Source organism: Arcobacter siniprincipis (SeqCode), assembly GCF_048571125.1.
GTDB lineage: Bacteria > Campylobacterota > Campylobacteria > Campylobacterales > Arcobacteraceae > Arcobacter > Arcobacter siniprincipis.
This window is the reverse complement of the sequence record NZ_CP182343.1, coordinates 1,453,346-1,471,894: the sequence shown is the minus strand read 5'-3', so window position 1 is coordinate 1,471,894 and position 18,549 is coordinate 1,453,346. Positions and strand designations below refer to the sequence as shown.

The 18,549-nt window shown below is 27.9% G+C and carries 29 protein-coding genes; 8 read left to right on the top strand and 21 right to left on the bottom strand.

From position 1 onward, the window contains the following. Position 1 precedes the first annotated feature (1 nt). From ACNI3D_RS07570 to ACNI3D_RS07555, 4 genes are all read right to left on the bottom strand, one after another. Positions 2-1,006, bottom strand: coding sequence for an adenosine deaminase (locus ACNI3D_RS07570; protein WP_419768841.1), 1,005 nt, complete (start codon positions 1,004-1,006; stop codon positions 2-4). A gap of 18 nt (positions 1,007-1,024) precedes the next feature. Further along, positions 1,025-1,582 (bottom strand): LOG family protein, encoded by a 558-nt coding sequence (locus tag ACNI3D_RS07565; protein WP_419768840.1) that lies wholly within the window; start codon positions 1,580-1,582, stop codon positions 1,025-1,027. Between the two features lie 61 nt (positions 1,583-1,643). Further along, on the bottom strand, positions 1,644-1,997 hold the full coding sequence (locus ACNI3D_RS07560) for a thiol-disulfide oxidoreductase DCC family protein (protein WP_375723523.1): 354 nt from the start codon (positions 1,995-1,997) through the stop codon (positions 1,644-1,646). A 4-nt stretch (positions 1,998-2,001) separates the two neighbouring features. Continuing rightward, the gene (locus ACNI3D_RS07555) at positions 2,002-2,745 is read right to left on the bottom strand and encodes a metallophosphoesterase family protein (RefSeq protein ID WP_419768839.1); all 744 of its coding nucleotides are present in this window, start codon (positions 2,743-2,745) and stop codon (positions 2,002-2,004) included. Between the two features lie 242 nt (positions 2,746-2,987). Here ACNI3D_RS07555 and ACNI3D_RS07550 point away from each other — a divergent pair, with 242 nt between their 5' ends. Continuing rightward, positions 2,988-4,190, top strand: a complete 1,203-nt coding sequence (locus tag ACNI3D_RS07550) for an NAD(P)/FAD-dependent oxidoreductase (protein WP_419768838.1) — start codon at positions 2,988-2,990, stop codon at positions 4,188-4,190. Between the two features lie 47 nt (positions 4,191-4,237). Then, positions 4,238-4,534, top strand: coding sequence for a DUF3144 domain-containing protein (locus ACNI3D_RS07545; protein ID WP_419768837.1), 297 nt, complete (start codon positions 4,238-4,240; stop codon positions 4,532-4,534). A 102-nt stretch (positions 4,535-4,636) separates the two neighbouring features. Here the strand turns inward: ACNI3D_RS07545 and ACNI3D_RS07540 are convergent, their stop codons facing one another. The 3 genes from ACNI3D_RS07540 to ACNI3D_RS07530 all read right to left on the bottom strand — a co-directional run bounded on the left by ACNI3D_RS07540 (position 4,637) and on the right by ACNI3D_RS07530 (position 6,979). Beyond that, the gene (locus ACNI3D_RS07540; protein WP_419768836.1) at positions 4,637-4,984 is read right to left on the bottom strand and encodes a hypothetical protein; all 348 of its coding nucleotides are present in this window, start codon (positions 4,982-4,984) and stop codon (positions 4,637-4,639) included. Positions 4,985-5,343: 359 nt separating this feature from the next. Then, on the bottom strand, positions 5,344-5,700 hold the full coding sequence (locus ACNI3D_RS07535; RefSeq protein ID WP_419768835.1) for a hypothetical protein: 357 nt from the start codon (positions 5,698-5,700) through the stop codon (positions 5,344-5,346). Positions 5,701-6,043: 343 nt separating this feature from the next. Continuing rightward, positions 6,044-6,979, bottom strand: coding sequence for a matrixin family metalloprotease (locus ACNI3D_RS07530; protein ID WP_419768834.1), 936 nt, complete (start codon positions 6,977-6,979; stop codon positions 6,044-6,046). A gap of 102 nt (positions 6,980-7,081) precedes the next feature. Here ACNI3D_RS07530 and ACNI3D_RS07525 point away from each other — a divergent pair, with 102 nt between their 5' ends. Continuing rightward, positions 7,082-7,663: a DedA family protein gene (locus ACNI3D_RS07525; protein WP_419768833.1), complete on the top strand. Its 582-nt coding sequence runs from the start codon at positions 7,082-7,084 to the stop codon at positions 7,661-7,663. Positions 7,664-7,666: 3 nt separating this feature from the next. Here ACNI3D_RS07525 and ACNI3D_RS07520 read toward each other — a convergent pair whose 3' ends face one another. Continuing rightward, the gene (locus tag ACNI3D_RS07520) at positions 7,667-8,014 is read right to left on the bottom strand and encodes a metal-sulfur cluster assembly factor (RefSeq protein ID WP_419768832.1); all 348 of its coding nucleotides are present in this window, start codon (positions 8,012-8,014) and stop codon (positions 7,667-7,669) included. Between the two features lie 161 nt (positions 8,015-8,175). On the opposite strand from ACNI3D_RS07520, the gene ACNI3D_RS07515 reads away from it, so the two are divergent. Next, positions 8,176-8,670: a flavodoxin gene (locus ACNI3D_RS07515; RefSeq protein WP_419768831.1), complete on the top strand. Its 495-nt coding sequence runs from the start codon at positions 8,176-8,178 to the stop codon at positions 8,668-8,670. A 7-nt stretch (positions 8,671-8,677) separates the two neighbouring features. Here ACNI3D_RS07515 and ACNI3D_RS07510 read toward each other — a convergent pair whose 3' ends face one another. The 4 genes from ACNI3D_RS07510 to ACNI3D_RS07495 form a co-directional block, all read right to left on the bottom strand. Further along, positions 8,678-8,944 (bottom strand): GIY-YIG nuclease family protein, encoded by a 267-nt coding sequence (locus ACNI3D_RS07510; protein ID WP_419768830.1) that lies wholly within the window; start codon positions 8,942-8,944, stop codon positions 8,678-8,680. Continuing rightward, a complete protein-coding gene (locus ACNI3D_RS07505; RefSeq protein ID WP_419768829.1) occupies positions 8,944-9,207 on the bottom strand; it encodes a hypothetical protein in 264 nt (87 codons plus the stop codon). Before ACNI3D_RS07505 ends, ACNI3D_RS07510 begins: the two co-directional genes overlap by 1 nt. Positions 9,208-9,333: 126 nt before the next feature. After that, positions 9,334-9,879, bottom strand: a complete 546-nt coding sequence (locus tag ACNI3D_RS07500; RefSeq protein WP_419768828.1) for a WG repeat-containing protein — start codon at positions 9,877-9,879, stop codon at positions 9,334-9,336. Positions 9,880-9,950: 71 nt separating this feature from the next. Continuing rightward, complete coding sequence (locus ACNI3D_RS07495; protein ID WP_419768827.1) at positions 9,951-10,397, bottom strand: heme-binding domain-containing protein; 447 nt, start codon at positions 10,395-10,397, stop codon at positions 9,951-9,953. Between the two features lie 150 nt (positions 10,398-10,547). On the opposite strand from ACNI3D_RS07495, the gene ACNI3D_RS07490 reads away from it, so the two are divergent. The 3 genes from ACNI3D_RS07490 (at position 10,548) to ACNI3D_RS07480 (ending at position 11,694) form a co-directional block, all read left to right on the top strand. Beyond that, positions 10,548-10,793 carry an AbrB/MazE/SpoVT family DNA-binding domain-containing protein gene (locus ACNI3D_RS07490; RefSeq protein WP_419768826.1) on the top strand — a complete coding sequence of 82 codons (246 nt, stop codon included), beginning with the start codon at positions 10,548-10,550 and terminating at the stop codon, positions 10,791-10,793. After that, on the top strand, positions 10,787-11,122 hold the full coding sequence (locus ACNI3D_RS07485) for a type II toxin-antitoxin system PemK/MazF family toxin (protein ID WP_419768825.1): 336 nt from the start codon (positions 10,787-10,789) through the stop codon (positions 11,120-11,122). Before ACNI3D_RS07490 ends, ACNI3D_RS07485 begins: the two co-directional genes overlap by 7 nt. An 80-nt stretch (positions 11,123-11,202) precedes the next feature. Continuing rightward, the gene (locus ACNI3D_RS07480) at positions 11,203-11,694 is read left to right on the top strand and encodes a hypothetical protein (RefSeq protein ID WP_013135239.1); all 492 of its coding nucleotides are present in this window, start codon (positions 11,203-11,205) and stop codon (positions 11,692-11,694) included. 64 nt (positions 11,695-11,758) lie between these two features. Here the strand turns inward: ACNI3D_RS07480 and ACNI3D_RS07475 are convergent, their stop codons facing one another. From ACNI3D_RS07475 to ACNI3D_RS07455, 5 genes are all read right to left on the bottom strand, one after another. Continuing rightward, the gene (locus ACNI3D_RS07475) at positions 11,759-12,028 is read right to left on the bottom strand and encodes a Txe/YoeB family addiction module toxin (RefSeq protein ID WP_013135238.1); all 270 of its coding nucleotides are present in this window, start codon (positions 12,026-12,028) and stop codon (positions 11,759-11,761) included. Continuing rightward, the gene (locus ACNI3D_RS07470; RefSeq protein WP_013135237.1) at positions 12,022-12,267 is read right to left on the bottom strand and encodes a type II toxin-antitoxin system Phd/YefM family antitoxin; all 246 of its coding nucleotides are present in this window, start codon (positions 12,265-12,267) and stop codon (positions 12,022-12,024) included. Before ACNI3D_RS07470 ends, ACNI3D_RS07475 begins: the two co-directional genes overlap by 7 nt. Before the next feature lie 276 nt (positions 12,268-12,543). Next, entirely contained in the window at positions 12,544-12,744 is a 201-nt protein-coding gene (locus ACNI3D_RS07465; protein ID WP_013135236.1) for a helix-turn-helix domain-containing protein, read from the bottom strand. A 12-nt stretch (positions 12,745-12,756) separates the two neighbouring features. Beyond that, positions 12,757-13,299, bottom strand: a complete 543-nt coding sequence (locus tag ACNI3D_RS07460; RefSeq protein WP_013135235.1) for a DUF2975 domain-containing protein — start codon at positions 13,297-13,299, stop codon at positions 12,757-12,759. Positions 13,300-13,408: 109 nt separating this feature from the next. Next, a complete protein-coding gene (locus ACNI3D_RS07455; protein WP_419768983.1) occupies positions 13,409-13,486 on the bottom strand; it encodes a hypothetical protein in 78 nt (25 codons plus the stop codon). Between the two features lie 340 nt (positions 13,487-13,826). On the opposite strand from ACNI3D_RS07455, the gene ACNI3D_RS07450 reads away from it, so the two are divergent. Beyond that, positions 13,827-14,021, top strand: a complete 195-nt coding sequence (locus ACNI3D_RS07450; RefSeq protein WP_419768824.1) for a tyrosine-type recombinase/integrase — start codon at positions 13,827-13,829, stop codon at positions 14,019-14,021. 184 nt (positions 14,022-14,205) lie between these two features. Here the strand turns inward: ACNI3D_RS07450 and guaB are convergent, their stop codons facing one another. From guaB to ACNI3D_RS07430, 4 genes are all read right to left on the bottom strand, one after another. Continuing rightward, positions 14,206-15,651, bottom strand: coding sequence for an IMP dehydrogenase (guaB, locus tag ACNI3D_RS07445; protein ID WP_419768823.1), 1,446 nt, complete (start codon positions 15,649-15,651; stop codon positions 14,206-14,208). Between the two features lie 15 nt (positions 15,652-15,666). Continuing rightward, a complete protein-coding gene (gene gatA, locus ACNI3D_RS07440) occupies positions 15,667-17,028 on the bottom strand; it encodes an Asp-tRNA(Asn)/Glu-tRNA(Gln) amidotransferase subunit GatA (protein WP_164969721.1) in 1,362 nt (453 codons plus the stop codon). Between the two features lie 147 nt (positions 17,029-17,175). Continuing rightward, positions 17,176-17,526 carry a 50S ribosomal protein L17 gene (gene rplQ / locus ACNI3D_RS07435; RefSeq protein WP_129099906.1) on the bottom strand — a complete coding sequence of 117 codons (351 nt, stop codon included), beginning with the start codon at positions 17,524-17,526 and terminating at the stop codon, positions 17,176-17,178. Between the two features lie 12 nt (positions 17,527-17,538). After that, a complete protein-coding gene (locus tag ACNI3D_RS07430) occupies positions 17,539-18,537 on the bottom strand; it encodes a DNA-directed RNA polymerase subunit alpha (protein ID WP_129099905.1) in 999 nt (332 codons plus the stop codon). Positions 18,538-18,549: the final 12 nt, after the last annotated feature.

Genomic DNA, 18,549 nt, shown 5'->3' with positions numbered 1-18,549 from the left:
CCTATTTATTTTTTAAAAAAGTATCAAGCTTTTTTAAGTACTTGTTTTTTAATTCATCTGATATAAAAGAAGAGATAAAAGAGTTTCTAACAAGTTTTACAATATCTTCTTTTGCCAAATCTATATGTTCATATAAATTTATAAAGTTATCATTTAAATAACCTTTAAAATATGCTGGATCATCAGAGTTTATTGTGACATTTAGTCCATAATCTAAAAGTTGTTTTACATTGTGTTGTTTATAGTTTTCGAAAACTTTTAATTCTATATTTGAATTTGGACAAACGGTCAAAGGTGTTTGCTCTTTTTTTAATCTTTCCATCAACTCTTTTGAATGAACTGCTTGTACTCCATGGTCGATTCTTTGAATATCCAATAAATCCAAAGCCTCATAAATATACGAATAATCAGCCTCTTCTCCTGCATGAGCCACAAGTTTAAATCCTGCATCTTTTGCTTTTTTGAATACTTCTTTAAATTTTGAAGGAGGATGTCCAAGTTCCGAAGAATCAAGCCCAATACCTATTATCTTATCTTTGAAAGGTAAAGACTCTTCAAAAGTTTTTAAAGCCTCTTCTTGACTTAAGTGTCTTAAAAAACACATAATAATATTTGAGCTAATTCCAAACTTCTCTTTTGCATCTTCTAAAGCTTGGCTTATTCCTAAAATAATCGTATCAAAAGATACACCTCTTTGAGTGTGTGTTTGTGGGTCAAAAAATATTTCTGTATGGATTATATTGTTTTGTACACATTTTAAAATATAAGCCCAAGTCAAATCATAAAAATCTTTTTTATGAAGAAGTACATTTGCTCCCGCATAATAAATATCCAAAAAGGATTGTAAGTTTGTAAAATCATAGGCAGCTCTTACTTCTTCTACAGAGTTGTAAGGTATCTTTATATTATTTCTTTTTGCAAGTTCAAACATAAGTTCAGGCTCCAGTGAGCCTTCAATATGTAAGTGTAGTTCTGCTTTTGGTATTTCTTTTATAAATTCTATCATCTTTTTTCCAAATTTAATTTACCATTTTTGTTTTGGTGGTATGTACTCTTTTATAGCTTTTAGTAGTATTTCTTGATTGTCTGTTTTAATAAGCATATCAGAGTACTCTTTTCTTAAAAACTCTGCTTCACACATATTATCTATCATCTCAAATAATTTGTTATAAAATCCATTTATATTAAAAAAAGCACAAGGTTTATTATGAAAGCCAAGTAACGCCCAAGTCCAAACTTCAAAAGTCTCTTCTAATGTTCCTGCACCTCCTGGAAGTACTACAAAAGCATCAGCCATCTCTGCCATTGCAGCTTTTCTTTCATGCATATTTGAAACTACTTTTAAGTCAGTTATTCCTGTGTGAGCCAACTCTTTTTCTTTTAGTTTTTCAGGAATTACTCCATAAACTTTTCCACCATTTTCCATAACAGAATCTGCAATTGCACCCATAAGTCCAACATTTCCACCACCATATACTACTTCTATATTATTTTGGGCAAAATATTTACCTAGCCGTTTTGTAGCATTTATATATTCTATATTATTACCAGCACTTGATCCACAAAAAACTGCAATTCTCATTATCTGATTCCTTATTTTTATATATTTAAATAAATATTATATCTAAAGTCAATTGTTTGTTTTATTTAATGTGAGGATTTTTATTTAATATAAAAAGAACTACTTTTCTAATTGATTTTATAATCGGGTATAAAAATATAGAAAAGAACTTTGTATTCAATACTTTTACTTCTTTAGTAGATAGTTTATTTAATTGTTTTACAGCATTTGAGCCTTGAAATATCTTTTCATCAACTTCAATAATAATTCCATTATTAATATCAAAGCCCTTTTCTCTTAAAAGTTTTATTTTTTGAGGATATTCCCTTGCATTATAAAGGTTAAGATTATGATTAGTTTTTACTAAATTATAATTTGCATAATAATTACAAAATGGGCACTCTTTATCAAAATATAAATTCACACTCTTTTTCATAAACTTAAGATATCTTTCCAGTTCTAAGAGTATAAGCCCAATCTGCTCTTCCATTAGATTCAGCCTTTAATGCTGCTTTTTCATAATCATAAGCAACTTTTACCAACTCAATATTATATTCACTTGAATTTACATCAAGTATTATATATGTGGCATCGCAATAAGCATTTTCTATGATATGTTCATTTGGTTGATTTTCTTTATAAGCTTGTAAGCCCACTGAACCAGAATTTATCACCACTTGTCCTGTACTTAAATTTACACATCTTGGAATATGAGAATGTCCACAAACTACAAATCTAGATTCAACATCATCGAGAAGTTCAATTATTTTTTTATCATCCCTTAATTGTGGATTTCCACTACTTACATCTTCAAGTAAATAAACACTATCATCATGTTGAGTACCATGGGTTACATACAAGTCTTTCCCTAAAAACTTTTCAAAAGGCAAGTCCTGTATCCAATATAAAACCTCTTCGCCCAAATCTTCATATACATATTTTAAAGTAGGATTATTTTCTAATTGTTCTAAAGAAGCTTCTAAAATCTCTCTATCTTGATTTCCACAGATATTTACAAAGTTGTTTTCTCTTAGTAATTCATAAGTAACTCTTGGCTCTATTGGACCATAAAATGAATCTCCAGCATTTATCATCATATCTACTTTTTTGCTCTTAGCATCATTTATAACTGCTTGCAAAGCATAAACATTTGAGTGTATATCTGATAAAATCGCTATTTTCATTTTTGGATTTCCTATTTTATTCAATTTTTGAAAGTATAACAAAAAAGATTTTACTTCTCATTTATCTTTATTTTAAAATTACATTTCATGATTAAAATAGTATAGTCATAAACCTTTCAAAAGAGAAATTTTTAATAAAATATTTAAGCTTAAAAAAATACTGTTTTTATACAATGATTGTAAATAACTTGATTTATAAATAAATTTTAACAAAGAATTTAGAGTTAAAAAGGAGTTTTTGCATGGAAAAAGTTGTAATAATTGGTGGAGGGTATGCTGGTCTATCGGCATTAAGAGAGATTATAAAAAATAAGAATATTAAGATAACATTAATAGATAATAATACCTTTCATAATCTGCAACCTGAAGTATATGACTTAATAGCAAATAAACTAAATATTTCTGAAGTCGTTGTTGATTTGGCCACCTTATGTGTAGGACTAAATCACAGCTATTTAGAGTATAAAAACTTAAAAGTTACACAAATTGACTCTGAAAAAAAAGTAATAAATACAGCAGAAGAAGAGATCGTTGAGTTTGATTATTTAGTTATAGCAACTGGAACTAGAACCTCTTTCCCTTCATCTATTTCTGGTATAAATACAGCCCATGATATAAAAAAACTCAAATGGGCAATTTATTTTAAACAATGTTTTGAAAACCGTCTTTTTAAGAAAATCCAATATGAAATAAAAGAAGCAAATGATATTGAAGTAATAGTTGTGGGTGCAGGTTTATCAGGTGTTGAGATTGCAGCTGAAATGGCATATAACACTAAGATGTTTTTTAAAAAGGGTAATTTTACTTGTGATAATCTAAAAATAACTCTTATTAGTAGTAGTGCAGATACAATTTTACCAGGATTAAATTCTGAGCTTATAAAATCATCTCAAGAAAGACTAAAATCTCTTGGCATCGAAATTATTTCAAATACAAAATTAAAAAAATGTGAAAATGAAATAGCCTATTTTACAAATGGAACAAATAAAAAATACTCTTTTTTAATCTTTGCAGGTGCTATAGAAGCATCTAATCTTACAAATGAAATTGATGTACAAAAAAATAAAAAAGGTCAAATTATTGTAAATGAATATATGCAAACTAGCAAATATGGAAATATTTTTGCCATTGGGGATGTGGCAGAAATCAAAAATAAAAAAGATGAAATAATGCCTCCAAATGTAACTATTGCAGAAACTAGTGGTAAAATTGCTGGGCAAAATATCCTTAACATAATAAATAACAAAGAACTTATAAAAGCAAAGCCAAAAATTAAAGGAATACTTATTGCTCTTGGAGGTAAGTATGCAGTAGGTAATATTTATGGTGTATTTAATGTAAAAGGACGATTAGCATATTTAATCAAAAAATTTGTGTTTTTTTCATATAAAAAGCCACTATTAAACCTAATAAGTGTAGGTTATAATAAATTAAAAAAAATATAATTAGAAGTAAAATTTAAATATAATGAGAAAAATATCAAGGAATAAATATGGCTACAAAAAATAATGGATTTTTAAAAAGAGCAGATGAACATATTGCAGTTGCAAATGAACAATTAAATGAAGAGACAACTCAAGGTGAAGTAAGTGCATCATTTATGTACGCAGCAGCCAGATTTAATGCATGGATTGCAGCAACTTCATTTGAAAATGCACAAGACATGGCAAATGAAAAAGATAAAATAATAGAATATTTTGTAAATGAGTATAAATTAGCTCTTGGTGAACATATTGATAGCCATGTAAATAATTATGATTTTTCACAAAACAACTTTGAAGAAGAGTAAAAATATATAATATTTTTACCTTCTTTTTTAGTGTTAAGATTTTATTAGTGCAAATTTTATTGTATCTTCTTCAATCTTTAATGACTTTTTAAAGTTAAGGTTTTATTTAACAGTTTCTTTTACTTTGTCATATCCCTCTTCAACTTTTTCTTTAACTTTCTCAACAGCATCTTCTGTTTTGTCACTAGCATCTTCTAATGCATCTTTTGTATTTTCTTTAGCATCTTCTAATACTTCTTCAGTTTTATCACTTGCATTTTCTAGTGAATCTTCACTATTATCTACTACATCTTCCGCCTTATCAGCAACATCCTCTGCTTTGTCTGCAACATCTTCAGTTGTGTCTTGAACAGACTCTTTCACTGTACTAATTTTATCATCAACCTTCTCATCTGTACAACCTTGTAATACAAAAAACATGAAAGGTATTAATAGTAATAATTTTTTCATTTATTCTCCTTTTTTTAATGATTAATAAAGGTAATATACCTCTTTTTTTGTTACAGAATAAGTTGTTTTTTATGTTAAAAAATAACTAAAATACTCATTTGCAACAATTAAAGGTAACATATTAAACTTGTTTTAGCCTTAATATAAATTATTTTTGTATTAAAATTATTATTATATACTACTTTAAGCAATGAATATATCGATAATAGAGTTAAATAAAATAATTTTGCATTTTTAGATTATACTTGAAGTTTATACTTAAAGAGTAAAAATATAAACTATTTTTACTCTTAAAAGTGATTGAATTGATTTATTTAGAGCTTTACTAATGAAGATATTGTTTTCTTACATTCGTAATATTATTTGCTTTCTTTTTCTTCATTAATTTTTTCATCAATACTATCTTTAGCATTATCGATAACATCTTCTGCTTTATCACTTGCATCATTTAGGGTATCTTCACTTTTATTAACCATATCTTCAGCTTTATCTGAAATTTCTTCTTTCATCTCACCTATAGCATCTTCTGTTTTATCAATATTATTTTCTATCACATCTTCTGTTTTGTCTACTACATTCTCTGCTTTATCAGAAACATCTTCAGTTTTATCTTGGACAGTTTCTTTTACACTACTTATTTCATTTTCAACTTTTTTGTCTTCACAACCTTGTAATATAAAAAATATGAAAGGTATCAATAATAGCAATTTTTTCAATTTTTTTCCTTTGAACTCATTAATTAAGGTCTTTTAGCCTTTTAATGCTCTTAAAACTACTGAAACAGTAAATAATATTACTTGAATCAGCACCTACAAATACATATAACCTAATTTTATACTACTTTTTATGTAGCATAAAAGTAATTAACAAAGATACTATTTTTTACTTTTAAGTAAAAAAAAACTAAAACTTATAAACAGTAAAAGTAATATAAATAAAAATCTATACTCTTCTAAATGAAAGTATATCACTTTTTGAGAATTTATTTACATGTATTTATTAATATTTTTTTGTATAAAACAAGTTCTATAAAAAACCATGAATATCTGTTATTTAGTTTTAAAAATTATTTTTAAAATTTATAATATCATCTTTTGTCAAGGATAAGTTTTCTATTTGGTTATTTTGCAAAATTGGATTCATAAGTGCATTTTGTAAATTTATATGAGGAATTCCAACTAAATGTGCTATTTCATGTGCTAAGATTGCTTTTAATTCATCTAAGCTATCAAAAGCATAAATCTCTATTTTCTTCATACTATGCTTTATATCTTTTTCTCTTACTTTTTTTCCATCTTTATAATATGTTTTTAGAGTGATTTCTTTTTGTCCAAAAGTTTTGCCTTTTACTTTTCTAAAGGCTCTTCTTAAAGATTCTAATTCTTTGTTTAGGCTATATATATTTCTTATATCATTATTATAAAGTTGTATTTTATTATTGTAACTTAACACTTTACGATTAAAATCTTTATAAAGAGTATTTAACTCTTTTAATTTAATATTTAAAGTTATTTTTTTATCTTTTATAAATTTTTTTGTCTCTTCATACTCTTTTGGTGATAAATTTTTCTTTTCATTTTTAGCTTTAATATATTTATTTAACTCATTACTTTGTTTAATGAAAAATTCATTCAATCTATCATATTTTATTTTTAAAACTTTTAATTCATCTTCTAAGTTTTTAAATGAACTTTTTGTGATTTTTGTTTTTTCATTTTTTTTAATTATTTTTTCTTCAAGTTTTAGTATTCTTTTTTCCATATTTGAAGGTGTTATATATATAAGATCAATTGGTTTACCATCTTTCGAATAATCAAAAATATTCATTTGTAAGGTAGTTTCAAAGTTTTTTTCTATCTCTTTTATCATGTTTTCTAATTGCATATATGATACTTTGTCTTTATAAAATTTATCAATGTTACCAATTCTTATTTTTTCATATTGGGCAAAAGAACAATCAAATAATATAAGTATTAATAATATTTTTTTAATCATATTCTATTTTATACTAATATGATTTAGGAAAGGCTAATTTATTTTAATTTATCAGGCACTTTAGAGTATTATTCGTCCAAACAAAAATAAAGTATAAAAATTATGGATTTTAATTTAATTGATTTAATGAAAGAATATGGTTATATTATTCTTTTTTTCTGGAGCATTCTAGAAGGTGAAACTGGTCTTATAATGGCAGGTCTTTTTGTACATACAGGTGATATGGTCTTGGCATGGGCAATAATAACTGCAGGTGTTGGGGCCTTTGTAGGTGACCAAATTTATTTCTATCTTGGCAGATTTAAAAAGAAATATGTCATTAGAAAACTTTCAAAACAAAAATCTAAAATAGCCTATGTAAAATTTTTACTTCGAAAGTATGGTTGGTTTATAGTATTTATACAAAGATATCTTTATGGATTAAGGACTATTATTCCACTTTGTGTGGGATTGATGAACTATTCACCAAAGACCTTTGCAATACTAAATTTCATCTCTGCACTTTTTTGGAGTAGTATAATTATAATACCAGTTTGGTATTTTGGTGATAGAATTTTATCTTTGATTACTATTGCAAAAGAGCATTGGTATTTAGCTATTCCTGTACTTATTGTAGTTGTAGTTAGTATTGTTTTAGTTGTAAAATATAAACAAAAAAAAATAAATCTTCAAAAGCTAAAATAAATATTAATCTTTTATATTTGGATTAGCATTTCTTAACTGTTCTAAGCCCTCAGGGCTTATCATTGTAACTTCCCATTTAGGAGAAAATACATACTTTACACTACAAATATCTACTTCATCTACACTTTGAACCATACTTATAATCTCATCAGTAAAAGACTTTGTACTATTGCATCTCGAATTTATTAAAGTCATTTCAATATTTACTTGCACTTTATCATTATTATCTTCTACATTAGTTTTATAAATTAGCCCCAAATCATAAATATTTATTGGAAGTTCAAGGTCTTGTATTGTTTTTAATTTTTCAATTACTTTTTGAATTATTTCATCTTTATTAAATATTTCCATGCTTCTTCCTTGAGTTTTATTATAAATTCTATCTTTTCTAAAATTGATTTTCTCTTTAAACTTAAAAAGATAAAAAATTTTAATTTAAATAGGAGTATTTTTATCCTATTTAAGATTTTATATGTTATATTTCCTCTTTATTAAATATTAAAGGAATATATATGAATTCTATAGGATTATTTTACGGTAGTGACACAGGTGCTACTGAAGAGATTGTAAATGAAGTAAAAAACACATTTTCAAAAGAAATTACATTACATGATATTGCAAAAGCAACAAAAGAAGAAATTGAACAATACGACAAACTTATCTTAGCATCATCAACTTGGGGTGATGGGGATTTACAAGCTGATTGGGAAGACTTTGAAGCTAACTTAGAAAAGATAAACTTCAGCAATAAAACAATAGCGCTAATAGGTGTAGGAGATCAAGAAGGATACGAAGATACCTTTTGTAACGCCCTAGGTCACTTATACAGTTATGTAAAAGAAGGAAATGTAGTAGGATTTACTTCAATAGATGGTTATGAATTTGATGAATCAACAGCAGTAGTTGATGGTAAATTTGTAGGTTTAGTATTAGATGAAGACAATCAAAGCGAACTAAGCAAAGAGCGAATCGAAGCTTGGGTTAAAGATATCGAAGAACACTTCTAAAAAAAAGCTAATGACCTTCTTTCTTAGAAGGCTCATTTATCAATTGAAGTTTTTTGATTCTTGTAAGTTTTTTAATAGCATATTCACGCTTAGAAGCACTACTCCTATCACTTGATGATTCTTCATAAAGCAACTTAACAGGACGCCTAGCTTTTGTATACTTTGCACCCTTATCAGAATAGTTGTGCTCATCCAATCGTTTTGTTACATCTGTAGTAATTCCAGTATATAAACTCCCATCACAACACTCAAGAATATAAACAAAATATGACATTATTTTTTAGTACTATTTTTTTTAGGTGGTGGCAATAACTTATTAAAATCATAAGGAATAATTTCTCTCTCTATTTTTTCAGTAAAATCATACAATCTTATACAAACACCCAATAAAACTGGCCATACAAATATTTGATTTATAATTGGTATTTTAAAAAACAAACCTATTATAACACCAATAATTCCTATTAGAATCAAATATTTATCTACTTTTTTTACTTTTAATAATTTATAATATTTTATAATCTTATCTTTTATCATATTATTTCCATTTGTATTTCCTAATCTTAGTTTATCATACAGCATATACAATGTCAATATACTTTATTATTAGGAAAAGTTCAATTATTATATAATAAACAAATTCTAATCAATCATGACAGAAGGCTATTTTTTAGGAAGAGGTGAAGCCTTATATTTAATAGGAACGATTTCTTTTCCCTCCTTATTTATATAGCCCCACAAACCTCCTTTTAAAGCTTTGTGACCATCTTCAAGAGAAGTCAATACACAACCATTACAAACTAGTGCCTTACCTTCATCAAAAGGCCAAGCCCAATCATAACCTGGGGAAAGTACAAGTTCTAAGTCTGTATTGAAATACTCTATTTTTCCATTTTTTAATGCGCGGGTAAGACCTTCTTGAAAGTAATCCGCTCCATTATCGTAAAAAAGGACAGGAAGAAATTTTCCATCAGGTTTTACATAAAAATATTGCCCAGAAGTAAAAAAACTAGCCGTACCAAACTTGTCGAAATTCAGATTTTTTATGTGTTCTTTTGAAATCTTTAGTTCACTATCTTTGTAGGAAGCACAGTTATCAAATAACTCATATGTCTTCGTATTCTTTGGGATATAACCACATGAGTTAAAATCCTCAGCTTTTGCAGAGATAATAAATAACATGGTAATTATTGAGATGTATCTAGTCATAGTTTTTCTACTTATTTGTTAGTAATACATTATAAATAAACTAGCTAAAAAAATCACTTAATATATTATTCTTAATCTTTGTGATGTTTTTCTTTACTACCAAACGTTTTTTCTAAACCCAAAATAAGTTGTTGAGTTTCAGATTGAGTAAGTTTAGCTTCAGGATGTGTTGGAAGATAATAAAAAGGTGGCATATCTCCTCCTTTTACCTCTTCTGCAGCTTCATCGCCTTTATTTCTTTTTTGCAAACCCCACATAGAAACATTTAAATGTTCTCTACCCTCTTCAACATGAGATGCAACTAACCAAGAAATAGGTACAACTTTACTATACCATGGATAAGTTGTCTTATTTGAGTGACAATTAGCACAAGCTTTATCAAATAAGACCTTTGTTTGCATTGAATCCCATTGAGGCTCCTTTACAACTGGTGGATTTGTATAATCCCTTCCATAAGGAATAAATTGAATTAAAACAGCTACAACAACTATCCCTAAAATAACCTTACCTTTACTCATCATCGTCTCCTAAAATAATAATTTAAACCGATTTTAAACTATTATTATGAATTCAACATGAAGTGAATATGAATATAAGATGAATAATATAATATATTGACAAGAAATATATAAAATGATATACTTTGTATATACATAAAAGGAGTTAATATGACTGCTAAAATATCAAAATGGGGAAACTCACAAGGACTTAGAGTACCAAAAGATATTATGGATACATTAAATCTAAATATTGGGGATAATGTAGATATAAAAATAGAAAATGGTAAAGCAATACTTGAACCTATTAAAAGTGATATTCCTGAATACGATCTTGAATCACTATTAAATAAAGTACCTGATGATTATAAACCACAAGAAGAAATAACTGGTATTATAGGCAAAGAAGAATGGTAAAAAGCTATATTCCACAAAAAGGTGACCTTGTACTGTTAAATTTTGACCCACAAACAGGACATGAACAGAAAGGAAGACGACCTGCTCTAGTTGTAAGTAATAGTTCTTTTAATAAAAAACTTGGTCTAACAATAGTCTGCCCCATAACAAATACTGATAGAAACTTTCCTTTTCACATAAAATTAAATGCTACAAATTTAACTGGTTTTATAATGACAGAACAAATAAAATCAATAGATTATAATGCTAGAAAAATAAAATTTGTAGAAAAAGTAGATGAAAAGGTTTTAAATAAAGTACTTGGAATTACTAAAAGTATAATATTCTAATATATATGTATTGAAATTTAATCAAACTTAAGAAAGATTTTTATTTGGTGTTTATCCTAATTTTTTAAGGCAAATTTGTAATGAATAAAATTGATGATGATAATAATGTTTGGACAAAAGTACCATATAAAATTAAATATGAATATGGAATAATGTGGATCTTTGGAATACCATTTTATCTATTTATTTCAATAATAACTTTTAAAAATTATTTGTCAACTTATAATATTTATTTACTTTTCATCTCTATATCTATATCTGTTTTTCTCATTCTATTATTCTATAGACGATTTATTAAAACAACTGCTCTCCAGTTATCAGAAAAAGGAATGAAAGTTTTTCCTCTATTTGGAAAGTCTTATTTTGTTCCATGGAACCATATTGATAAATTTTTACTTTCATCTACAAATGCTTCAGGAAGCCCCATTAGAATTAAATCTGTTGCTTTTTATTATAAGGAAGAATATGAAACAAGAAAATTTTTCAAAAGAAGACAACTACCAATTTTTGCATATCATAATGACAATATTAAAAGATTAAAAGAAGTTCACAATAAATACAAGAATCACTAATATACTTTTAGAATGTTAAATTTGAGAATTTTTGAAGAGTAAATGTTTGTGATTTAATTGTAATTTATTCTCCATAATGTGACCACATTCTATGGATTCTTACTACTTTGTCCGTTTCTTTTACTTCATAAACCAATCTATGTTGAATATTTATTCTTCTGGAATATGTACCACTTAAATTACCAACTAATTTTTCATAAGGAGGAGGATTTTTAAATGGATTTTTTCTAATAATCTCAATTAATTCTTTAGCCTTTTGGCTCAAATTAGCACTCGATAATTTTTTAGCATCTTTTAATGCTAATTTACTATAGAGTATTTTATATTCTACCATTCAATATCTTCACTAAACTCACTATCTGGTTCATTCATTGAGTCTTGTATCGAAGATACCATATTTGGTATATTATTTAAATACAATGTCTCCTCTATAGCATTCCAATCTTCTTGAGAAAGCATAACTACATTATTTCTTTTCCCTGTTATAAGTATCGGTTCATGTGTTTGTGCCGTTTCATCCATCACATTATATATATCTGCTCTAACTTGACTCACTGACATAGTTCTTGTCATATCTGTCCTTAATAGTTAATTTTCAATATTGTACTTAATATCGTACGACTTGTCAAGAGGTATAAATTTTAAGATAACAACCATAAAAATTGAATCTAGGGAGAGTATAATTTTTTTTAAGGTGACGACTGTCCCCCTTTATTTAAGAGAGCTTGATAAATATCAAAATGGCTATATTTTAAAGATAAACCTCTTTTGAGAAATACTTAAACGGTACTACCCAAACAGATTGTAATAAGTTTAAGATAGAGATTTATATACGATAGAATAAACACTCTATTTATATTCTAATATATCTCCAGGCTGACAATCAAGATGTTTACAAATAGCATCTAATGTGCTTAGTTTTATCGCTTTTGCTTTTCCTGTTTTTAAGATAGATAGATTTTGCTCAGTTATACCAATCAACTGAGCAAGTTCTATAGACTTCATCTTTCTTTTTGCTAACATAACATCTAAGTTTATAACCATTGCCATCATAAACTCCTATTACACCGTAAGCTTATTTTCTTCATTGATAATTCTTCCTTCATCCATGATCCAAGCAATTACCAAAATTATAATACTTATAAATAATATTCCCACTTGGCTAGAAGATAAACCTAAAGATAATACTCTTTCCCCAACTGGATTATTAAAAGAGAAAATTACACTTTTTATCCCTTCATAAACTATAGAAAATATAACCCAAAAAACAAGTGCTTTTGATATCTTTTTAAATAATATAACTTGTTCCAATGCAAAAACAACTCCATCTTTAAAAAATTCAAAAAGTTTTCTTGTATAAATAAGCCCATACATTAAAGCACTAAGAGGAAGTAAACTTGAGATAAATCCGATTATTTGTAACTTAGGTGACAAAATATGTTGAGTTTCAGGTACTGGTTCTATATTTATATTGACAAATGACTCTGATAATGAATTGATAAATAACCAATAGAAAATATAATATAAAGGTACTAAGATAAGAATCCCTAAGAGCAATATGTAACATAACTTACTCACTTTTTTAATTTTTGACATGTTGTCCATTAATAACACTCCTTTAAGCTTTTTTATTTTAAAAGTTTATCAGAAATATTACTGATTGTCAATAATTTATTATTGTTTTACGATAATTTTTTTAATTTAAAGCAATTGTTCACTTTCCAAGTCTTATATACCCTTGCTGTTCAAGTTTTTTAAGATTTCGACTCACTGTCTCACGTATCGAAGCTATTTTATCATGGGTAATCTTGATGCTATCTATCCTTTATTTTTACTTCTTTGTTATGTTTTTAGATGTATTTACAACAAAAAAATATATAAGTACCCAAAAAATTATTATTCCAATTAAAATTTCCATCTTTATTTCTTATTTGTTAATACGTATAACTAATTATTGAACATACATTATATACAAGTTAGCTTGAAAATTAACAAATAAAATACATAAAAAATGTCGTATATTAAAACAGCGACAAATACCTTAAATAAGGTCTTTTTTAACATTTAATTATAAAAAATATTGTAATTTATTATATTTTTTAAATAAATTTAAATCATTTGCTATAATTTTTATGTATGTATATTTTCGATATTTAGATGATAATAGTACATATTACTCTTATGCAACTCATTTACTTCAAAATGGTACTGATATACGAAGTATTCAGGAGCTTTTAGGACATAAATCAATAGAAACTACTATAATATATACACGTGTGGTAAAAGAACTAAATAAAGATGAGATAAGAAGTCCATTGGATTTTTAAAAAAGTTTTAATTATTAAAAAAGTGATGTTAGAAATTTCTAGTTTAGTTAATAAAAAAATATAGAAAGCTTTAGAATTTAAAGAGGCAAGGCAAGCAAGTTTTTAGAGGCAGGAGCTTACAAGTAGTAAGTGACTGTCTCTAAAAATGAAGGTGAACGAAGCATATTTAAAAAGCTAAAGCTTTCTAAATATGATAGTTAGGCGCTTCATTCGTAATCGTTACATCATGCACATGACTCTCTTTTAGCCCCGCACTAGTAATCTCTACAAACTCTGCTGTTGCTTGGAATGTTGGAATATCTTTACTTCCTAGGTATCCCATAGAACTTCTTAGTCCTCCTACCATTTGGTGAATGATATCTCCGATGCTTCCTCTATATGGAACCATACCTTCAATACCCTCTGGAACTAGTTTATCAGCAGCTGTTCCTTCTTGGAAATATCTATCAGTACTTCCTTTAGTCATAGCTCCAATTGAACCCATACCTCTATATGTTTTAAATTTTCTACCTTGGCTTAAAACTACTTCACCTGGACTCTCTTCTGTTCCAGCTAAAGCACTTCCCATCATAACAGAACTAGCTCCAACTGCTAATGCTTTTGCAACATCACCTGAATATCTAATTCCACCATCAGCGATGATTGGAGTTCCAGTTTTTGCACCTTCTGCTGCACACTCATCTATTGCACTTATTTGAGGTACACCAACACCTGCTACGATTCTAGTAGTACAAATACTTCCAGGTCCTATACCAACTTTAACTCCATCAGCTCCACAAGCGATTAAATCAGCTGTTGCTTCTGCTGTTGCTACATTACCAGCGATGATTTGTACATCCATTTCAGCTTTAATTGCTTTTACTGTATCCAAAATACCTTTTGAATGACCATGAGCAGAATCAAGTACTAATACATCAACACCAGCTTTTACTAATGCTCTAGCACGATCAAGTTGATTAACACCAATAGCAGCACCAACTCTTAATCTCCCAAATTCATCTTTATTTGCATTTGGATATTCTCTTTTTTTATTGATATCTTTGATTGTAATAAGACCAATTAGTTTATTCTCATTATTTACAATTGGTAGTTTCTCAACTTTACTTGCATGCATAATATCAGCAGCTTCATCTAAAGTTGTTCCCTCTTTTGCTGTAAGTAATGGCATTTTTGTCATTTTGTCACAAGCTTTTTGAGTGAAATCTTTTGTAAATCTCATATCTCTATTTGTCAAAATACCCACTAAGATACCATTATCATCAACAACAGGTACACCTGAAATTTTGTATGAAGCCATAATATCTTCAGCATCTTGAATAGTTTGGTCAGGCTTGATTGTAATAGGATCAATAATCATTCCTGACTCAGATTTTTTTACTTTTTTACATTGTAAAACTTGTGTTTCTATATCCATGTTTTTATGAATAATCCCTATACCACCAAGTCTAGCCATTGCAATAGCAGCTTGATATTCAGTAACTGTATCCATTGCAGCAGATACAAAAGGAACATTTAATTCTATTTTTTTTGTTAATTTACTTTTTAAACATACCTCTTTTGGTAAAACTTCTGATTTCGCTGGTACTAATAGTACATCTTCAAATGTTAATGCTCTTGTTCTTATTCTCATTTTTTATCCTATTCTTTACTTTTTATAATTTACTGCTTTTTCTAGTGATAAAGCGCCATCAAAGACTGTTTGCTCATCATATGCTTTTCCAATCAACTGTAAACCAACTGGCATACCATCTTCATCTTTATCGACAGGTAAAGATATAGCTGGTAATCCTGCTAAGTTTATTGATATTGTATAAATATCGCTTAAATACATCTCTAAAGATGATTTAAAGCTTCCAAACTCTGGGGCAGTTGTTGGAGCAACTGGAGATAAAATTAAATCAGCCTCATTAAAAATCTCTTCATATTCATCTTTTATCAAATGTCTAACTTTTTGTGCTTTTATATAATAAGCATCATAATATCCTGAACTTAAAACAAAAGAACCAAGCATGATTCTTTTTTGTACTTCTTCACCAAAACCTTTTGATTTTGTTTGAACATACATATCTTTTAAGCCAGCATCACCTTGTCTATTTCCAAATCTAACACCATCAAATCTAGCTAAGTTTGCACTAGCTTCTGCTGTTGCAACAATATAGTAAGATGATAGAATTTTATCTGTATCTAACATGTTTTTATGAATAATTTTATGACCAGCTTCTTCTAAAACTTTTACAGCTTTTTCAAAAGCTTCTTGTATTGCAGGACTTGCTTGTGATACAAAGTTATCAATTACTGCAATTGTTAGTTTTCTTTCACTGTTAAGTTTTGGAGCTACTGCATTATATTCTACATTGGCAGATGTAGAATCCATTGAATCATATCCTGAAATAATGTCATATAAAATTGCTGCATCTTCTACATTTTGAGTAATAGGTCCACATTGGTCAAGAGAAGATGAGTATGCTGTAATACCATATCTTGAAACTCTTCCATAAGTTGGTTTCATACCTACAACACCACAATAAGCAGCTGGTTGTCTCACTGACCCACCAGTATCAGTCCCAAGTGCAGCAATGGCAATACCTGCAGCAACAGCAGCAGCACTACCACCTGAACTTCCACCAGCTGTTTTATTTGGATTATGAGGATTTAAAGTCTTACCATAACAAGAAGTGTCAGTTGAACTTCCCATAGCAAACTCATCCATATTTGCTCTTCCAAAAGGACTTAATCCTGCTTCTTTTAAATTTTTGATTACAGTTGCATCATAAGGAGATACATACCCTTTTAAAATATTACTACAACAAGTTATATTCCAATCTTTTACATTAATAATATCTTTTATTGCTATTGGTATTCCAGAACCTGAAATATTTATATCTGTATTAGTTAATTGTTCTACATAGGCACCAATGCTATTATTTCTTATTTTATCAGTTAGTTCGTTTCTTAATTTAGTTATCTCGTCATTTGTTAATAAAAGTGCTTCTTTTAATGTTATCAACTATTACTCCTAATCAATTGTAAAAATATCGTGATTATACAAAAAAATTGATTAAATTCTAAAAATAATTTTTAATTGTATTATATAAAAAAAGGGAAGAAGAGCAATGCTCTCCTTCCCTTTTTGACAAACAAGTTTAATTAGCAATTATACTAATGAAATGAATGCCATAGGTGTAGCATCACCTCTTCTAATTCTTGTTTTAATTATTGAAGTATATCCACCATTTCTACCTACATATTTTGGTGCAATTTCATTAATTAATTTTTTTGTAGCTTCTTTATCTTGTAATGAAGCAAATACAAATCTATGAGTATTTAAATCAGCTTCTCTTGAAACTGTAATTAATTTCTCAATATATCTTCTAAGTTCTTTTGCTTTAGGAACTGTAGTTTCAATTTTTTCTCTCTCTATTAAAGCTATTGCCATGTTTTTTAACAATGCTTTTCTATGAGAAGAAGTTCTACTTAACTTTCTATATCCGTGCTTATGTCTCATAATTTACCTTTTTTATGCTTTAAACTGCTCTAGCTTTCTTCTTAAAGCTGATGCAATATTTTCTGGAAGTGTATTTTCAACTGGGAATCCTAAAGATGCTAATTTATCAGCAATCTCGTCATAAGATTTTTTTCCTAAGTTTTTAATATTTTTAACTTCTACTTCACTCATAAGTACTAATTCACCTAAGTATTTTAACCCTGCTCTATCAAGAGAGTTAAAACTTCTAGCACTTAAATTTAAATCGTCAATTTTAACAATTAAATCTTTTAATTCTACAGGTTCTTCAGTTGAATCACTAACTGTTACTTCAGATAAATCGAATACTTTATTGAATACTGACATTTGAGAATACATTACAGAAACAGCTTCTTTAAAAGCATTGATTGGTGTAATTTGCCCATTTGTTTGAACTGTAAATACAGCTTTTTCAAAGTTAGGGTTGTCTTCTACTAGCATTTTTTCAATATCATAAACAACTTTTTTTACTGGAGTAAAGAAAGCATCAAGTGGAATATAATCACTAGAAACCATATCTCTAATATCTTCTGAAGGCATATAACCAATACCTTTTTGAATAATAACAGAGAAAGTTAAGTTACAATCAGCATTGATTGTAGCTAAGTGAGCTTCTGGACTTACAATTTCAACATCAGAGTTTACTAAATCAGAACCTTTAATTTCTTTTGGTCCGTTAAAAGAATATTCAACTTCTACTTGACTTTCATCACTTAGAATTTTAAATTTAATATTTTTAAGATTGATAATAAAAATAGCAATATCTTCTAGCATACCTCTTAAAGAATCAAACTCGTGGCTTGCCCCTTCTATTTTAACTGCAATTGGAGAGTATCCAACTGAGCTAGATAGAAGAAGTCTTCTTAATGGGTGCGCTAATGTAATTGCAAAACCACTTTCAAATGGATATGCAGAAATCTTAGCTTCAGTTTCACTGATTGCTTCGATTTCAACTTCTGTTGGTAAAAATGGAGTGTCTGCAAATTTTTTCATACGCTGCTACCT

Coding starts and splice junctions, on each gene's coding strand:
- ACNI3D_RS07570 (WP_419768841.1), bottom strand. CDS start 1,006: ATGATAGAATTTATAAAAGAAATACCAAAAGCAGAACTACACTTACAT.
- ACNI3D_RS07565 (WP_419768840.1), bottom strand. CDS start 1,582: ATGAGAATTGCAGTTTTTTGTGGATCAAGTGCTGGTAATAATATAGAA.
- ACNI3D_RS07560 (WP_375723523.1), bottom strand. CDS start 1,997: ATGAAAAAGAGTGTGAATTTATATTTTGATAAAGAGTGCCCATTTTGT.
- ACNI3D_RS07555 (WP_419768839.1), bottom strand. CDS start 2,745: ATGAAAATAGCGATTTTATCAGATATACACTCAAATGTTTATGCTTTG.
- ACNI3D_RS07550 (WP_419768838.1), top strand. CDS start 2,988: ATGGAAAAAGTTGTAATAATTGGTGGAGGGTATGCTGGTCTATCGGCA.
- ACNI3D_RS07545 (WP_419768837.1), top strand. CDS start 4,238: ATGGCTACAAAAAATAATGGATTTTTAAAAAGAGCAGATGAACATATT.
- ACNI3D_RS07540 (WP_419768836.1), bottom strand. CDS start 4,984: ATGAAAAAATTATTACTATTAATACCTTTCATGTTTTTTGTATTACAA.
- ACNI3D_RS07530 (WP_419768834.1), bottom strand. CDS start 6,979: ATGATTAAAAAAATATTATTAATACTTATATTATTTGATTGTTCTTTT.
- ACNI3D_RS07525 (WP_419768833.1), top strand. CDS start 7,082: ATGGATTTTAATTTAATTGATTTAATGAAAGAATATGGTTATATTATT.
- ACNI3D_RS07520 (WP_419768832.1), bottom strand. CDS start 8,014: ATGGAAATATTTAATAAAGATGAAATAATTCAAAAAGTAATTGAAAAA.
- ACNI3D_RS07515 (WP_419768831.1), top strand. CDS start 8,176: ATGAATTCTATAGGATTATTTTACGGTAGTGACACAGGTGCTACTGAA.
- ACNI3D_RS07510 (WP_419768830.1), bottom strand. CDS start 8,944: ATGTCATATTTTGTTTATATTCTTGAGTGTTGTGATGGGAGTTTATAT.
- ACNI3D_RS07505 (WP_419768829.1), bottom strand. CDS start 9,207: ATGATAAAAGATAAGATTATAAAATATTATAAATTATTAAAAGTAAAA.
- ACNI3D_RS07500 (WP_419768828.1), bottom strand. CDS start 9,879: ATGACTAGATACATCTCAATAATTACCATGTTATTTATTATCTCTGCA.
- ACNI3D_RS07495 (WP_419768827.1), bottom strand. CDS start 10,397: ATGAGTAAAGGTAAGGTTATTTTAGGGATAGTTGTTGTAGCTGTTTTA.
- ACNI3D_RS07490 (WP_419768826.1), top strand. CDS start 10,548: ATGACTGCTAAAATATCAAAATGGGGAAACTCACAAGGACTTAGAGTA.
- ACNI3D_RS07485 (WP_419768825.1), top strand. CDS start 10,787: ATGGTAAAAAGCTATATTCCACAAAAAGGTGACCTTGTACTGTTAAAT.
- ACNI3D_RS07480 (WP_013135239.1), top strand. CDS start 11,203: ATGAATAAAATTGATGATGATAATAATGTTTGGACAAAAGTACCATAT.
- ACNI3D_RS07475 (WP_013135238.1), bottom strand. CDS start 12,028: ATGGTAGAATATAAAATACTCTATAGTAAATTAGCATTAAAAGATGCT.
- ACNI3D_RS07470 (WP_013135237.1), bottom strand. CDS start 12,267: ATGACAAGAACTATGTCAGTGAGTCAAGTTAGAGCAGATATATATAAT.
- ACNI3D_RS07465 (WP_013135236.1), bottom strand. CDS start 12,744: ATGGCAATGGTTATAAACTTAGATGTTATGTTAGCAAAAAGAAAGATG.
- ACNI3D_RS07460 (WP_013135235.1), bottom strand. CDS start 13,299: ATGGACAACATGTCAAAAATTAAAAAAGTGAGTAAGTTATGTTACATA.
- ACNI3D_RS07450 (WP_419768824.1), top strand. CDS start 13,827: ATGTATGTATATTTTCGATATTTAGATGATAATAGTACATATTACTCT.
- guaB (WP_419768823.1), bottom strand. CDS start 15,651: ATGAGAATAAGAACAAGAGCATTAACATTTGAAGATGTACTATTAGTA.
- rplQ (WP_129099906.1), bottom strand. CDS start 17,526: ATGAGACATAAGCACGGATATAGAAAGTTAAGTAGAACTTCTTCTCAT.
- ACNI3D_RS07430 (WP_129099905.1), bottom strand. CDS start 18,537: ATGAAAAAATTTGCAGACACTCCATTTTTACCAACAGAAGTTGAAATC.